Consider the following 14,813-nt stretch of genomic DNA (forward strand, 5'->3'; position numbering starts at 1 on the left):
GTAAAAAACCCCGCCCAGAGGACGGGGCTTTAAAGGCGCCCCCAGAGGGGGCGGTGCCGGTGACCCCCAAAGAGGGTCACCGGAGCGTTGTTCCCACGTCCACAACAATTAGAATTTGAGTTGCTGTTGTTCCACTTTCTTCTCATGCTGCTCTTGATACCGCACGTAGCGTCTGATCATCTCTGCATCCAAACCAACCGTATCCACACAATAACCAGGCGCCCAAAAATGATTGCCCCAGTAGCGTCTCTTTCGCAAATTGGGATGATTCTTCAATATGCGTATCGCTGAACGTTCTTTTAGGCGCCCCATCAATTCCGAAACGGAGACTTTCGGCGGAACCATGATGATCAGGTGAACATGGTCCTTCTGAATATTCAGCTCAACAATCTCGCAGTGGCTTTGCTCACTGAATATCCGAATACACGCTCGAACTTCCTGGGCCAATTCCCCTTCCAATATGCGAAAACGATACTTTGGCACCCAAACTATATGATACTGGCAGTGCCATATGGCATGTGTTAACTTCCGAAAACGGCTCATGGCTTTCCTTTCTGTTCAGGTCGTTGCGGGAACAACACCTGAATATGGATTGCCATGAGCCCTTTTGGCAAAGCCAAAGGTCTCTGACCCCGTCCAGAGGACGGGGGTTTCTACTTCGTACTAAACTCAGTGTATTTGTGGCTTTTAAATATTTTACACTTTCCCAGTTTTCGTTAAATCTAATACTGACTTTTGATTCCCCAGTAATATCCTCTTTGGATGCCTTGTCTGATATATATGCTTTTAATTCCTTAATTGCCTCTTCTTGATCAATAGCCGAGTTAGTCCTTTCAATTAGTTGCAGCAAAGATGCAATAGTGGACTTTCCAGACCCATTAGTACCAAAAAGCAAAGTTGTTTTTTTCAGTTCCACATCAGACGAAAAATCCGAGAAAGAAGCGATATTCTTAATAGCTAGCTTGGAAATCCTCATACTTTCCCTACCTCAAACATTATAAATAGTAATAAAAATACAACGTCATCTAGATAACAACTTCAACATCAATATCATCTACACAGGTTTGGGATTTTGAATGATTATCCGCGGTGTGCCATTCACCATCTCGAACGGTTATATTCTCCAAACCTCCAATAGGAATGCATCGCCAATTCTGAGGTGCACCTGGAACAATCACTCCACTACTACTCTCACCTCCAAACTGGTAAAACAGTGCTTGCTCTCTTCCATTCTTCTTACCAATGGCATGCGGACACATTTCACGAAGACAACCATTGTATGTAGCTACAACTTGTTGTTTGTTAATTATGGCATTTCTGATTAAAGTGTATTTTTCACTGTTCATGATACCCCTCCAATTCTAATTATTATTGACAACTTTATTACTCAAATAACTACTCCCTACAGATTTCTAACTACAACAGCATTCACACTAGGACTATGTTCATTATATGAATAATCCACTTCCCACCTTCGATCATCTAGCTCAACATCTTTTTCAACATAAATACAAAAAATTAGAGCTTTCACTCTAGGATGTTGCTGGTAAAAACTACACAAACCCTCTAGGGTTTTTACAATTCCTCTTTTATCACCATCATTTTTAATATATTTCATCTCTATAATGATCTGACTCTCAAAAAGACTAAAATCGGAATGCTTTTCTTGCCCATCATAGATAATAGCGACCTCCTCCCTAGCTAGGTTTGGAAGCCATGGTTTAACAGTCATCCAAAACAAATTCTGAAAATCATATTCGCTATTCAAATTACTGGTCCACCCTCGTCTTGCCTGGCCATGACCTGATACAGATTGTGCTGCGGGCACTAAATCTTTCAATATTGAAACAATAAAATCTCGTGCTTCTTCAAAGTCCTTTCCAATAAATGGCTTAGTTGGCAATCCATCTCTATTTGCCATTTCAAAACATTTACGAAGAGCATGAATTTGGTTTGAGTCAATACTTGAATTTGGCAACGTTGTAGGTTTGTGGTCCACTCGGCTATCTAATTCAAGCGCTGTCATACTTTTTAAAAAATCAGACTTCCCAATATCTCTATCAAACAGCATAACTGCATTTAGCATTTGAATAATTGATTCGTTACTTTCAGCACCGATGAAACTTTCGTTCGTTACACTTACCGCCTTACCGTCCTCCAGAATAAAAATATCAAGGGCTGGACAAAACTTCATTGAGAAATCCCTTAGCATGTAGGGCTTTATGCGCTTATTTGTAGTTATCAAAATATCGATATCAGAGCGAGTGCTTCCGGATTCAAATCTTCTTGAACCGAAAAGATAAACTGATTCAATGTTGTCGAACTTCCCGGTTAACACACTGATAATAGATTCAAGATCGATGTTTTCAATATCAGACGCAAATTCCATATTCACACACCCCATATGAATTCTAATGACGAATAGAATTCGTGATTTTCACTCTCAAAACTTCATCCAATATTCTCACCATCGCCAGCGTGTCCATCTCGCAATACGCCAACATCGCCGCCCGCAACCGACCCAGCTCCGCCCCCGGCTCCAACGCACACATATCATGATACGCCTGCATCGCCGCCATGCCATCGGCAATCTCCATCCCGGCATAGGAGAGCTCAGGCACCATCGCCGGCAGCACCTCCTTGATCGAATAGGAACCGCGCATCTGCCAGCGGTAAACATCCCGCCGACGGAACGGCACCATCAGGTCGCGCACGTTCTCCAGCCGCGCCTCGATCTCCACTGCCAGGTCGGGATAGAGCAGCGCCAGCTCGCGCAGCACCCCCTTCTCGAAGGTCTGGTTGTAGGTGAGGATGCAAGCATCGGCCGGAATCACGGCGAGCAGCTGCTCGACCAGCTCGCGGCGTGGATCGACGTTCGGCTCGGCCAGGTACTCGAAGTGTTGAGGCTCGGCGCCGGCTTCGGTTTGCACGTGGATCGAATACTGGAATGGCACCTGCTGGTACGGCCGGGTGCCGTCGTACAGCGGCACCGCCGAATTGAAGGTTTCGAAATCGAGGTGGTAAAGCGGATACCAGAGGGTGTCGAGAAAGGCCGCCACCGCATCCGGGTCGACCGAATCTTCCTGATTCAAGGTCGCCGCGACCTGCTGGCGCTGCGCCTTGTTGAGTTCGGCAAGCGGGATATCCTCGAAGCGGATAACACCCCGCTCATAGTAATCAAACTTCTTGATGCCACGCCCCTTGAGATCGAAGATCGAGTTCTCGGGGATATGCTGCCAGCAATACGGGATAAAGTCACATTCATAGGGATCGCTGCAGTGCGGGCCGATATCGATCTGCGGCTCATCACCGAGCAAGGCGGTACGCAGCTCGTCGATCAGCTCCGGCAGGCCGGCCTGACGCATGACCGTCTCTTCCAGCACATCCTCACCGGCAAACAGTTGCTTGACGTCGATCTCCCCCAGGCGCACGTACTGGTTGTTGATATACACCAGGTACGCTCCGGAGATCAGCAGCCCCGACTGGCCGAGCACGTAAAACTGGATCGCCACATCATTGAGGTTGACCTCCTTAACCGAGGTCGACATTTTCACTTCATGAATCTGCCAGGCGTCGCCGTCGCGCACCAGGATATCGACCTTGACGAAGATGCCGTCGTAGACGAACGAGGCCTCGTAGATGACATCGACGCCGGCCTCGATCAGCGCCTGTGTCTGTGCCACCTGCTCGGCCACCGACAACCCCTCATACGGCACCTCGGTGCCGCCGGGAAACAGCGATTGCGCCAGAATGCCAACCTTCGTTCCCTCACGAAACTTCGCCTCCCGCGCCGGATCCTCCGGGATGTCGAAATCGGGCGAATTCTTCTGGAGGTACAGCGCCTTTGGGCACTGGATACCCTTGAGGATGAGTGATTTACTGAGGCCTGCTCGACTCATTTATCCAACCTTAATAGCTCAATTCAAAACAAAAAAACCGCCCATCGGCATTTAGCCGATCGGGCGGTTTGGTTATCGATTAATTATTGCGGGTAAAACGATTGAATCGCATGGCATCCCCCTCCAAAATACAAGTCACACCATACGGTTATGATTCGAGACTGTCAAGAAACACCTGCTACGGCGAGCTGCAATCGCAACAGCGACCGCAGGTGGTTCCCGGCTATCGTTTGCAGATGGTCAGCGACTGTGGGTCCGGATCCTCGATCATATTCTCACTGTGGATGCGCTTCCAACCATCGTCGTCAGGTTCAAAAATGGCGTGAACCTTGATCGGGGTCCGGGTCGTACGCGGGTCGATTTCATGGAAGAACGGAAGGCTGAAATAGTGCAGCCGGGTCGCTGCACCGAAGCGTAATCGCCCCAGGGGCCGGCCGTCGAAATCGTCGGTCGAGTATTCCGACATGCGGACTTGCTTCAGCTTGTGGTTCTTGTGAATCAACACCGACGAATGACCGAAGCGGGTGCCGGCCGGCTCATCGGGACTGACGGTCTCCGTCGAGGTGTTGCAAAAGACGGTCACGGTATCGTTGACGCCCGGCGCCCGCGCCAGGTACTCGCCGTAAAATCCGCTGGCAACATCACCGAAGGCCCGGTGCTCCGGTTTCGGGTTACATTCGATGACGACCAGCAGATCGAGCTTCTGGCGAGTTTCGAAGAAGAGCTGGTTGGCTTTTTCGATGATGACGTTGATATTCGACTGATAGATATCTCGGTAAATGTAATCGATGCAGATCAGGGCCATGAAGTTGAAGCAACTCGGTTGGCAGCGGAAAAACGGGAAGATTTTGCCACTGTAAAGATAATGATCGCTGTCGAGATTCTCCTCACCGACAAACGGATGGCTTTTCGCCTCGAAGAAGACCCGCTGGCGGCCATCGTGCTCCTTGACCACGGTTATGCAGGCGTTGACCGGCAGGTTCTCCAAATCGCCGCTGTCGAGATCCTCGATGACCGAGTTCAGGACTTCACTGTTGTCATCGGCAAAGTCTTCGAGCAGCGCCTTGTAGCAGGCCAGGTCGACCGGGCCGAGACCGAGGACCGCAACCGTATCGGGACGCAGCTGATCAAGGAGATGCAGGGCTTCTGTCAGGTGCTCATGCGGCAGGATCGCTTCCGGGAAAAAGATGAAATTGGCTTTCTTGAGACTCCCCTTCCCGCCGATCGCCAATTCGATCACCGAGCGGACGTTCTGCCAGTTCTGATCCTTATCGGCCAACCGATAGAGCAGCTTGTGCCGTTCGAGATAATTCGGCAGCTGGCAGGACAGGACATGCAGATGCTGCCGCCGCGGAAAATCGAGGTTAAGTGTTTTTTCAACAATTTGCAACATGAGCCGCCTTTATCCGTGCCTGATCAACTGTTTTCATTCCTGTGCATTGCTATACGCCAATACTACACCCCGCTATTGCGCATGTAAAGACCTCCTATCATTTACGGTAATTTATATCATTTTTCGTTTCTGCTTTAATTTACTGCTGTGCCGGCTGTACTCCGGCAACAAACTGAAAGATCACAGGAACAATTGATCCGACCAGATCGTCACTTGCGAACCCGCTCCAACTGTTATAAAGGATATTGATCTAAACAGATCGAAAACCCGTCAACCCAAGAGAGGAGAAAAATGATGAACAAACTGACCTGGTACGGACACGCGACCCTCGGCCTTGAGACCGGCGGTCACCAGCTGGTGATCGACCCCTTCTTCAGCGGCAACCCGGCCGCCTCGACCACGGCAGACAAGGTCTCTCCCGACTTCATCCTGGTCAGCCACGGTCACGACGACCACGTCGGCGACACCATCGACATTGCCAAATGGACCGGCGCGCTGGTTATCAGCAACCACGAGATCGCCACCTGGCTCGGCCAGCAGGGGCTGGAGAACGTCCACGGCCAGCACCTCGGAGGTGGCTTCCAGCATCCCTTCGGCTATCTCAAGCTGACCCTCGCTCTGCACGGCTCAATGCTGCCGGATGGTTCTTACGGCGGCAATCCCTGCGGCTTCCTGTTGAGCACCAACGACGGCAAGAAGTTCTATACGGCGCAGGACACCGGGCTGTTCGGTGATATGCAGCTGATCGGCGATGAAGGGCTCGATGTGGCGGCTATTCCGATCGGCGACAACTACACCATGGGACCCGATGATGCGCTGAAGGCGGTGAAGATGCTGCGGCCGAAGGTCGTCATCCCGATCCATTACAATACCTTCGACCTGCTCAACCAGGACGCCCAGGGCTGGAAAGACCGGGTCGAGGCGGAGACAGATACCAGGGTGGAGGTCCTGAACCCGGGCGAAAGTTTCGAATTCTAGATCGATTGGAGAGGGAAAATACGGTCGGGGTCGGGACAGGTTTGCCGGCGGGCCGATAAACCATCCTTTCGTTACCGATAACCCTCGGCCTGCAAGGAAAACAGGTAGGCGTACTGGCCACCGAGCTGCATCAATTCGGCGTGGCTCCCCTGCTCGACGATCCGGCCCTTGCTGATAACGATGATCTCATCGGCCATGCGGACGGTAGAGAAGCGGTGCGAGATCAGCACCGCCATCTTGCCGCGGCTCAGATCACGCACATGCTCGAACACGGTCGCCTCGGCGGCGGCGTCCATGGTCGCGGTCGGCTCGTCGAGGACCAGCAGGTCAGCTCCGGAGCGCATAAAGGCGCGGGCCAGGGCGATCTTCTGCCACTGCCCGCCGGAGAGCTCGCGCCCCCCTTTGAACCACTTGCCGAGCTGGGTGTCGTACTGCTGCGGCAGCTTGTCGATGAACTCCTTCGCCATCCCCTTCTCCGCCGCCTCCTGCCAGCGCTCCCGGTCTTCGAAATGGTTGATGTCGCCGGCGCCGATATTTTCACCAACCAGGAACTGGTAGCGGCCGAAATCCTGGAAGATGACGCCGATCCGCGCCCGCAGGGCAGCGGCGTCCCACTGCTGAAGATCGAGGCCGTCGAGCAGGATGAGCCCGGAATCGGGTTGATAGAGCCGGGTCAGCAGCTTGATCAGGGTGGTTTTGCCGGAGCCGTTCTCGCCGACCAGCGCCAGGCTGGTCCCCGGCTTAAGATGCAGGCTGATCTCGCGCAGGGCCGGTTCGTCGTTGTCGGGATAAGTGAAGCTGACGCGCTCGAAGCGCACGCCGTCGCCCGGCTCCGGGCCCTTTTGCAGCGACCCCGGACTTGCCGGCACCGGCTGCTCGAGGTACTCGTAGAGGTTGGAGAGGTAAAGGTTGTCTTCGTACATGCCGCTGATCGCCGACAGGCTGGCCGAGACCGCCGATTGCCCCTGTTTGAACAGCAGCAGGTACATGGTCATCTGCCCGAGGCTGATGCTGCCGCCGATCGCCGCCAGGGCGATCCAGCCGTAGGCGCCGTAGAAGGCGACGGTGCCGAGCAGCCCGAGGACGAAGCCCCAGCTGTCGCGACGCAGGGTCAGCCGTCGATCTTCGGCGAACAGCCGGGCGAAGATGGCCCGGTAGCGCTCGAGCAGCTTCGGCCCGAGACGGAACAGCTTGACCTCCTTGGCGTAATCCTCGCGCGCCAGCACCGTCTCGAGGTACATCTGCATCCGCGTTTCCGGCGAGCGCCAGCGGAACAGGCGGAACTTGTCGCCGGAGAATTTCGCTTCGGCGAGGAACTCCGGGATACCGCCGCCGATCAGGATCAGCACGGTCCAGGGGGAGAACTGCACCAGCAGCACACCGTAGCTGAGCAGCGAGATGCCATTCTGTACCAGGCCGAAGGTCCGGGTGACCAGGCTCAAGGGTCGGGTCGACGCCTCGCGCCGGGCCCGGGTCAGCTTGTCGTAGAACTCCGAGTCCTCGAAGTGGGCCAGCTTCAGGGTCAGCGCCTTCTCGAGGATCATCAGGTTGATGCGCTGGCCCATCAGCGCCCGCAGCAGGGCCTGGCAGGTGGCGATACCGCGCTGGGCCCCGGCGATCAGCGCCACCACCCCGGCCTCGGCCGCGACGAACAACAGCACGTAGGTGGTGTCGGCGCTGCCGGTCTGTTGCTGCTGCCCGATAGCGGCAACGACGCCGTCGACGATCATCTGACCGATCCAGGCGACGGCCGCCGGCAGCACTCCGGCGACCAGGGTGAGCACGGCGAAGACCAGCGCCAGGCGGCGGCTGGTCGACCAGACCAGCTCGAGGGCGCGCCGGCTGTAGCGGAAAACATCGAAAAAATGTTTCGGGGGCGGGTTAGCGTCAGTCGCCAGCGGCGGGTATTTCAACAGCATTCCTCCGGATCAAACAAAACTCGGGTCGGATCGTTTTATGTTTATTCGGGCAGAGCTGCCGGCAGTCGGCCGGAAACGACCCTGGCTTGAACTCATGCAACGGCGCAGCAGACCTTATTCCCCGGTCTGCGCCTCCGCCCCCTCCTCTCCTGTATCGTCTGCCGTCACGTTGAACTCGCGCATGAAGATCTGCCAGAAGGCGATGAACAGGGCGGCGAGCAGCGGACCGACGACGAAGCCGTTGATGCCGAACAGGGCGAAACCGCCGAGGGTCGAGAGCAGCACCAGGTAGTCAGGGAGCTTGGTGTCGCGTCCGACCAGCAGCGGCCGCAAGACGTTGTCGGCAAGGCCGATGACGCCGACACCGACACCGACCAGCACCAACCCCTTGATCCAGCTGCCGACGGCAAACAGGTAGAGCGCCACCGGCGCCCAGACCAGGCCGGCGCCGACCATCGGGATCAACGACAATACGGTCATCACCACCCCCCACAGAAGCGGCGCCGGAAGTCCGAGGAAAAAGAACGTGATGCCGCCCAGGGAGCCCTGCACCGCGGCGACGACCAGATTGCCCTTGACGGTGGCACGGGTCACCTCGGCGAACTTGGCGAACAGCAGTTCCTCGCGGGCATCGCCCAATGGCAGGGCGCGTCCGAGCAGGCGCACCAGGGCGGCACCGTCGCGCAGCATGAAAAAGGCGACGTAGAGCATCAGGCCGAAGCTGACGAACCACTGCGCCGTATTCTGGCCGAACTCGACGGCGTTGCTGGCGAGGAAGCGGCTGGTGGCGACGGCCCCCGAGGAGAGCGCCGATTTGAGGGTGGCGAAGTCGATATTGAAGCGGTCGAGCAGCTGCTGCACCAGCGGAAAGCCCTGCCGCACCCGCTCGACCGCCTGGCCGAGGTCAATCTCGCCGGACTGCAGGCGTTGATAGAGGCTGGCCCCCTGCTGGACGATCGAGGTGGTGATAAACAGCGCCGGAAGCACCGCGATGGTCAGGCACGCGGCCAGGGTGACCAGGGCCGCCAGGTTGCGCCGTTCGCCCCAGCGCTGCAGCAACCAGCGCTGCAACGGACTGAACAGCAGGCCGATGACGCAGGCCCAGAAGATCGCCCCGAAGAACGGAGCCAACAGGTAGAGGAAGGCAACGCTCACCATTGCCATGGCGATCAGGAACGAGCGGCGCTCCATACGGTCGATATCGCTGCCAATATCTTTCGGTTTGTCGTTCATCGAATCGAATTATCCTTTCAGGCTTTTCCGGGGTCGACACCTGCAACCCCGAATAACGCCTACAATACTACAGCATTACCGCCCGAAAACAAAAAAAGACAGGCTGCATATCAAGATAAGCAGCCTGTCCCCTTTTGAAGCTGTCCGTTGCACCTTTTTTCCGTACGTTCTATTTCGTCAGCACGACCCGGTAGCGCGCCTTGCCGCTGCGCAGCCGTTCGATCGCCTCGTTGACCTGGTCGAACCGGTAGGTTTCAACCACCGGCCTGATCTGGTTCCGGGCGGCGAATTCAAGCATTTTGGCGATGGTGACCGGGCTGCCGACCGGTGAGCCGGAGATCGAACGCTGCGCCGGAATCAGGGAGAACACGCCGACGTCGAGCGGGTCGAGAGTGGCGCCGACGAAATGCAGCCGGCCGCGCGGCTTCAAGGTCGAAAGATAGGTATTCCAGTCGAGCTTGACGTTGACCGTCGAGATAATCAGATCGAGCTGCCCGGCGATGGCGGCGACCGCATCCTTATCGCGGGAATCGACAACATGGTCGGCGCCCATTTCCTTCGCCTCTTTCTGTTTCGCCTGACTCGAGGTAAAAGCGGTCACTTCGCAACCCCAGGCGCTGGCGAAAAGGATCGCCATGTGGCCGAGGCCGCCGATACCGATAACGCCGACCTTGTCGGTCGCCTGTACGTCAAACTGCAGCAGCGGATTGAACACGGTGACGCCACCGCAGAACAGCGGACCGGCGCTTTCGAGATCGATCCCGTCCGGCAGCGGCACGACGCTCGCCGCCTGGGCGCGGATCTTGTCGGCGAAGCCGCCGTGATGGCCGATAATCGTCCCCTGCGCATCGGAACACATGTTGTGATCGCCGCTCATGCAGGTCGAACAGGTCATGCAATAGCCGGCATGCCAGCCGAGACCGGCCTTCTGGCCGGGCTGCAAGGCGGTGACGGCACTGCCGGTCGCCGCCACCGTGCCGACGACCTCATGGCCGGGAATCAGGGGATATTGGCTCATCCCCCACTCGTTGTCGAGCATGCTTAAATCGCTGTGGCAGATACCACAGTATTCGACATCGATCTCGACCTCGTGCGGGCCGATGTCACCGGGATCGTATTCAAACGGTTGCAATTCTCCGCCTGCTTCCGAAGCTGCATATGCCTTGATCATGGTCGAATCTCCTATTTGTTTTGTCATTTCTTTCTCAAGTATAGGTTCTGCAGCTCCGAGTGCAACTTTTCATGCTTGACAAAAACATGGTTGACGGCTTTTCATAGGATGCATCGAATCGACAACGACGGCAATCTGCTACAATGGAGAACCGGGCAGAAGCCCGAGAGGAGGAGAATAGATCATGAGCAACCTGATCCCGGATGGAGACGACCTGCGCAAGGCGGTCAAATGGGTCTCCGCCAAGCTCGAGGAGAATGCCGATCAGCCGCTGCAGCCACTGGTGCAGCAGGCAATCTTCACCTACGACCTTTCACCGAAAGATGGCGAGTTTCTGGTCAGTTTTTTCCGGCAAAGCCGCCAGGAGCCCTGAACCTGTTCACTTCTTCCGCCGCCTGGTCCGTCGCGTCGGCTCGGCGCTCCACGGATCCTCCGGCCAGGGGTGCTTCGGATAGCGCCCTTTCATCTCTTTTCTCACCTCCGGGTAGCCGTTCTCCCAGAAACTCTTCAGGTCACTGGTCACTTGCAGCGGCCGACCGGCCGGTGACAGCATGTGGATCCGGACCGGCACCTTGCCGCCGGCGATGCACGGTGATTCGGCCAGGCCGAACAGTTCCTGCAGCTTGACCGCCAGTACCGGCTGCTCGCCGGAGTAATCGATGCGCACGTTCGAGCCGCCCGGCACCTGGAGCCGCTCCGGCGCCAGCGCCGCAAGCTGTTGCCGCTGCGCCCAGTCTAGACGCGCCAGCAGCGCCTGGGCAAGATCGACCTGTTTCAGCTGGGCCACGGTCCGGACGCTGTCGAGATAAGGACCGAGCCACTGTTCCAGGCCACTGAGCAGGGCCTCGTCGCCGAAGTCAAGCAGATCATCATCGAGCTGCCGGGCGAAGAAAAGGAGCCGGTCGCGCAACCGTTCAGTCTCTTTGTTCCAGGGCAGAACCGCCAGACCCTTTCTGGCGATCCAGCCGAGCAGAGCCTTTTTGACATCCTCCGGTTCGGCCGGGGCCGGTCGGGATTGCAGAACGATGGCACCATGCCGCCGGAGTTCGCGGGCGACGACCCGCTGCTGCACCTCGTCCCATTCGACCTCTTTCTGCCAGGCGATGTCGGCACCGAACAGCTCTTCGAAGACGGCCGGATCAAGGCCGACGGCCGCCGCGATACGCACCTCGGAGCGTGAACGGCCATGCAGATCAACCGCGACGAGAAAGTCCTGCCCACGCAGGGGCGAGGAAGCATCGAGCCGGGCCGCCATGCCGTTGGCGAGCAGGTACTGATCCTGGCTGCCGGCGCGCCGGCGGGCGATATGATCGGGCCAGGCGAGCGCCAGCAGCCTGGCGACCAGTCGGCTGTCCACAGCTGCCGGCTGCGGACCGCAACCTGACCACTTCCGCCAGAATCGCGATGCCCGGTTGACAGCGGCCGGGGCTTTGTTGCCGCCGACTTGCTGCAGATCTTTCAACGGGTCGCCCAGTTTTCCACGCCCGAGCCCTTCATCCAGGAGCGCCGCCAGGTCGGCCCCGAGCGCCGGGCAATCTGCTCTTTGCGCCGCGACCAGCAGGCGGGCCAGGCGCGGATGCGTCGGCAACACTGCGACCTGGCGCCCGAGGTCGGTCAGCTGCTGCTTCCCATCGAGGGCGCCGAGCTGCCGCAGCAGCAATCGGGCGGCCTTCAGATGCCCGGTCGGTGGCGGGTCGATCCAGGTCAGGCTGTCAGGGTCAGTCACCCCCCAGCTGGCGAGGTCGAGGGCGAGCGGCGCCAGGTCGGCAACGGCAATTTCCGGCGGCGCCTGCGGCAACAGCGCCCCGTCCGTCCCTTCCGACCAGAGCCGGCAGCAATAGCCGGGACCGAGACGGCCGGCGCGGCCGCTCCGTTGCCGGGCGCTCGCCTGCGAAATCCTTACTGTTTCGAGCATGGTCAGGCCCCGCGCGGCATCGAAACGGGGCCGTTTTTCGAGGCCGCTGTCGACCACCGCCCTGACCCCTTCGATGGTCAGACTGGTCTCGGCGACGTTGGTCGCGACCACCACCTTGCGTCTGTCTCCAGGCTCGATCGCCCGTCGCTGATCGGCCAGCGCCAGCCCGCCGTAGAGCGGGCAGGGATCGATATCCTGATACATGTGGCGCAAGTGTTCAACGACGCGGTCAATTTCATAGGCACCCGGCATAAAGACCAGAACGTCGCCGTCCGTTTTTTCAAGCATCTGCCCGGTCGCGGCGACGACAGCAGCGACAATCGCCCGGGGTTCAATATCCTGTTGCGCAAAGACGGTTTCGACCGGAAACATCCGTCCGGCGCTCCGGATCACCGGCGCCCCGCCGAGTTTCGTTGCCAGCGCGTCACTTTCCAGGGTCGCCGACATGATGATAATCTTCAGATCGGGACGCAGCCCCTGCTGCGCATCGAGACAGAGCGCCAGGGCGAGGTCGCTGTGCAGGTTGCGTTCATGAAATTCATCGAAGATGACAATACCGACCCCGGCCAGCTCCGGATCGGACTGCAGGCGGCGGGTCAGGACACCCTCGGTCACCACCTCGATCCGGGTCGCGGAGGAGAATTTACGCTCATAGCGGATGGTGTAGCCGACCGTCGCCCCGACCTTTTCTCCCCGTTGCCGGGCCATGAAGTCAGCCGCCCCGACCGCCGCGATGCGCCGCGGTTCAAGCATCAGGATTCTCTGGTCATTCAATTCGGGAAATTCAAGCAGGGCCGGCGGCACCCGGGTTGTTTTACCGGCACCCGGCGGCGCTTCGAGGATAACGACCGGATGATCTTTCAGAGCGGTCAAAAGTTGTGGCAGGGAGGCATCGACCGGGAATTGACCGGTCGGTGCCGTGGCGGAATTCGTCATGCTGCATCAGATACCGCAATGAACCAGGAATGGCAAGAACAAGTTTGCCGGTATCGTCCGGCAGGCTCCTTACTTATTCACGTTTGTCCAGGAAAAGTTTTCTCAGGGGAAACTTCCCTCAACTGCGGGTAGTGTCCCCATCAACTTTTAGACTCCGTTTGGGAGACCATTAATGATTTTGACTCACCCCCGGAGCTCTTGAGGTCGCTTCCGCCAGCGCGATCACTGAACCGCAGCCCGACCGCAACCGCCACGGAGAGAGACAGTGTTTGCCTCAAGGCAAACTCCCTGGCAGCAAAGTTGAACAAAAACAAACCCAGTTGCACAAAAAGCCCCCGGCACGGGAGCCGTTTTCTGCATACTCTTTTATGGCTCAATAAAAGAGTATGGCGGAGTGTGCGGCCGCGACCGCGCGGTTCTTCTTGTCTTCTGTCTTCAGGGGGGGACACTGCCCTCAAAAAGTGTTGTCATTCCCGATTCCAATCGGGAATGACAGGATAACCTCCAGCTATCATCTTGACTCATCCTTCCTGCGATGATAGGTTATCAAATGACAACCAATGGAGATCATATATGGAACCGGTCACCCGCCGCCAACAGCAGGTCCTTGATTACGTCAGCGACCATTTACAACAGCAGGGCTATCCGCCGACCCTGCGGGAGATTGCCGCACACCTCAATGTGAGCGGCACGCTCGGCGTGCTCAAGCATCTGCAGGCCCTCGAGAAAAAAGGCTTCATCGAAAAAGAGGCCGGCAGTTCGCGCGGCATCCGGATCGTCGGACAGAAGGGAAATGGCCTGGCTTTGCCGATTGCCGGCCGGATTGCCGCCGGCGCCCTGCAACCGGCGGTCGAGGAGATCGACGGTTATTTCACGGTCGACCGGACCGGCGGACGCAGCGGTGATTTCCTGTTGCAGGTCAAAGGGGATTCGATGATCGAGGCCGGCATCCTCAACGGCGACCTGGTACAGATCCGACCGCAGCAGACAGCCTCCGACGGCGACATCATTGCCGTCCTGGTCGATGACGAGGCGACGCTGAAGCGCTTCTATCGCGGCAATGGCCACATCCGCCTGCAGCCGGAAAACACGACGATGCAGCCGATCATCGTGACACCGGGAGATGGCGAGACCCGCATCGTCGGCAAGTTGGTCGGGCTGTTCAGACAGTTTTAAATGCGATTGGACACGAAGAAAGCCAAAATCGATTTTAACTGAGAGCCGGAGAGACGCAAAGAAAACCAAGAGTTTGAGGCCTTTTAACCTTAACCCAAAAGCGTTTTTGAATTTCTCTCCACCTCTGCGTCTCTCCGTTAAAAAGATTCAACGTATTTGTTCTTCTTCGTGTCGTTGTGTCTTCGTGGCCCAG

Annotated in this window: 13 protein-coding genes; 3 read left to right on the forward strand and 10 right to left on the reverse strand. The window is 57.2% G+C overall.

Annotated features, from left to right (window positions below):
* Positions 1 to 108 precede the first annotated feature (108 nt).
* From C0623_06895 to C0623_06920, 6 genes are all read right to left on the reverse strand, one after another.
* The gene (locus tag C0623_06895) at positions 109 to 543 is read right to left on the reverse strand and encodes an IS200/IS605 family transposase (protein ID PLY00581.1); all 435 of its coding nucleotides are present in this window, start codon (positions 541 to 543) and stop codon (positions 109 to 111) included.
* Entirely contained in the window at positions 407 to 976 is a 570-nt protein-coding gene (locus tag C0623_06900; GenBank protein PLY00582.1) for a hypothetical protein, read from the reverse strand. The genes C0623_06895 and C0623_06900 overlap by 137 nt, the downstream gene beginning before the upstream one ends.
* Before the next feature lie 49 nt (positions 977 to 1,025).
* Positions 1,026 to 1,346 carry a hypothetical protein gene (locus tag C0623_06905; GenBank protein PLY00583.1) on the reverse strand — a complete coding sequence of 107 codons (321 nt, stop codon included), beginning with the start codon at positions 1,344 to 1,346 and terminating at the stop codon, positions 1,026 to 1,028.
* Between the two features lie 56 nt (positions 1,347 to 1,402).
* The gene (locus tag C0623_06910; protein PLY00584.1) at positions 1,403 to 2,389 is read right to left on the reverse strand and encodes a hypothetical protein; all 987 of its coding nucleotides are present in this window, start codon (positions 2,387 to 2,389) and stop codon (positions 1,403 to 1,405) included.
* Positions 2,390 to 2,411: 22 nt separating this feature from the next.
* The gene (locus C0623_06915) at positions 2,412 to 3,899 is read right to left on the reverse strand and encodes a DUF2779 domain-containing protein (GenBank protein PLY00585.1); all 1,488 of its coding nucleotides are present in this window, start codon (positions 3,897 to 3,899) and stop codon (positions 2,412 to 2,414) included.
* 223 nt (positions 3,900 to 4,122) lie between these two features.
* Positions 4,123 to 5,292 carry a hypothetical protein gene (locus C0623_06920; protein ID PLY00586.1) on the reverse strand — a complete coding sequence of 390 codons (1,170 nt, stop codon included), beginning with the start codon at positions 5,290 to 5,292 and terminating at the stop codon, positions 4,123 to 4,125.
* Positions 5,293 to 5,583: 291 nt separating this feature from the next.
* On the opposite strand from C0623_06920, the gene C0623_06925 reads away from it, so the two are divergent.
* The gene (locus C0623_06925) at positions 5,584 to 6,270 is read left to right on the forward strand and encodes a metal-dependent hydrolase (GenBank protein PLY00587.1); all 687 of its coding nucleotides are present in this window, start codon (positions 5,584 to 5,586) and stop codon (positions 6,268 to 6,270) included.
* A 71-nt stretch (positions 6,271 to 6,341) separates the two neighbouring features.
* Here C0623_06925 and C0623_06930 read toward each other — a convergent pair whose 3' ends face one another.
* The 3 genes from C0623_06930 to C0623_06940 form a co-directional block, all read right to left on the reverse strand.
* Positions 6,342 to 8,189, reverse strand: a complete 1,848-nt coding sequence (locus C0623_06930) for an ABC transporter permease (GenBank protein ID PLY00588.1) — start codon at positions 8,187 to 8,189, stop codon at positions 6,342 to 6,344.
* A gap of 114 nt (positions 8,190 to 8,303) precedes the next feature.
* Positions 8,304 to 9,422 (reverse strand): AI-2E family transporter, encoded by a 1,119-nt coding sequence (locus C0623_06935; protein ID PLY00589.1) that lies wholly within the window; start codon positions 9,420 to 9,422, stop codon positions 8,304 to 8,306.
* Positions 9,423 to 9,591: 169 nt separating this feature from the next.
* Entirely contained in the window at positions 9,592 to 10,593 is a 1,002-nt protein-coding gene (locus C0623_06940; protein PLY00590.1) for an alcohol dehydrogenase, read from the reverse strand.
* Positions 10,594 to 10,777: 184 nt separating this feature from the next.
* Between C0623_06940 and C0623_06945 the strand changes: the two genes are divergently transcribed.
* A complete protein-coding gene (locus C0623_06945; GenBank protein ID PLY00591.1) occupies positions 10,778 to 10,966 on the forward strand; it encodes a hypothetical protein in 189 nt (62 codons plus the stop codon).
* Positions 10,967 to 10,972: 6 nt separating this feature from the next.
* On the opposite strand, the gene hrpB is transcribed toward C0623_06945, so the two are convergent.
* Entirely contained in the window at positions 10,973 to 13,444 is a 2,472-nt protein-coding gene (hrpB, locus tag C0623_06950) for an ATP-dependent helicase HrpB (protein ID PLY00592.1), read from the reverse strand.
* A 573-nt stretch (positions 13,445 to 14,017) separates the two neighbouring features.
* Here hrpB and C0623_06955 point away from each other — a divergent pair.
* Entirely contained in the window at positions 14,018 to 14,620 is a 603-nt protein-coding gene (locus C0623_06955; GenBank protein ID PLY00593.1) for a LexA family transcriptional regulator, read from the forward strand.
* Positions 14,621 to 14,813 lie beyond the last annotated feature (193 nt).

Source organism: Desulfuromonas sp. (genome assembly GCA_002869615.1).
Taxonomy (GTDB): domain Bacteria; phylum Desulfobacterota; class Desulfuromonadia; order Desulfuromonadales; family UBA2294; genus BM707.

Coding starts and splice junctions, on each gene's coding strand:
- hrpB (PLY00592.1), bottom strand. CDS start 13,444: ATGACGAATTCCGCCACGGCACCGACCGGTCAATTCCCGGTCGATGCC.
- C0623_06930 (PLY00588.1), bottom strand. CDS start 8,189: ATGCTGTTGAAATACCCGCCGCTGGCGACTGACGCTAACCCGCCCCCG.
- C0623_06955 (PLY00593.1), top strand. CDS start 14,018: ATGGAACCGGTCACCCGCCGCCAACAGCAGGTCCTTGATTACGTCAGC.
- C0623_06910 (PLY00584.1), bottom strand. CDS start 2,389: ATGGAATTTGCGTCTGATATTGAAAACATCGATCTTGAATCTATTATC.
- C0623_06925 (PLY00587.1), top strand. CDS start 5,584: ATGATGAACAAACTGACCTGGTACGGACACGCGACCCTCGGCCTTGAG.
- C0623_06915 (PLY00585.1), bottom strand. CDS start 3,899: ATGAGTCGAGCAGGCCTCAGTAAATCACTCATCCTCAAGGGTATCCAG.
- C0623_06920 (PLY00586.1), bottom strand. CDS start 5,292: ATGTTGCAAATTGTTGAAAAAACACTTAACCTCGATTTTCCGCGGCGG.
- C0623_06935 (PLY00589.1), bottom strand. CDS start 9,422: ATGAACGACAAACCGAAAGATATTGGCAGCGATATCGACCGTATGGAG.
- C0623_06900 (PLY00582.1), bottom strand. CDS start 976: ATGAGGATTTCCAAGCTAGCTATTAAGAATATCGCTTCTTTCTCGGAT.
- C0623_06905 (PLY00583.1), bottom strand. CDS start 1,346: ATGAACAGTGAAAAATACACTTTAATCAGAAATGCCATAATTAACAAA.
- C0623_06895 (PLY00581.1), bottom strand. CDS start 543: ATGAGCCGTTTTCGGAAGTTAACACATGCCATATGGCACTGCCAGTAT.
- C0623_06940 (PLY00590.1), bottom strand. CDS start 10,593: ATGATCAAGGCATATGCAGCTTCGGAAGCAGGCGGAGAATTGCAACCG.
- C0623_06945 (PLY00591.1), top strand. CDS start 10,778: ATGAGCAACCTGATCCCGGATGGAGACGACCTGCGCAAGGCGGTCAAA.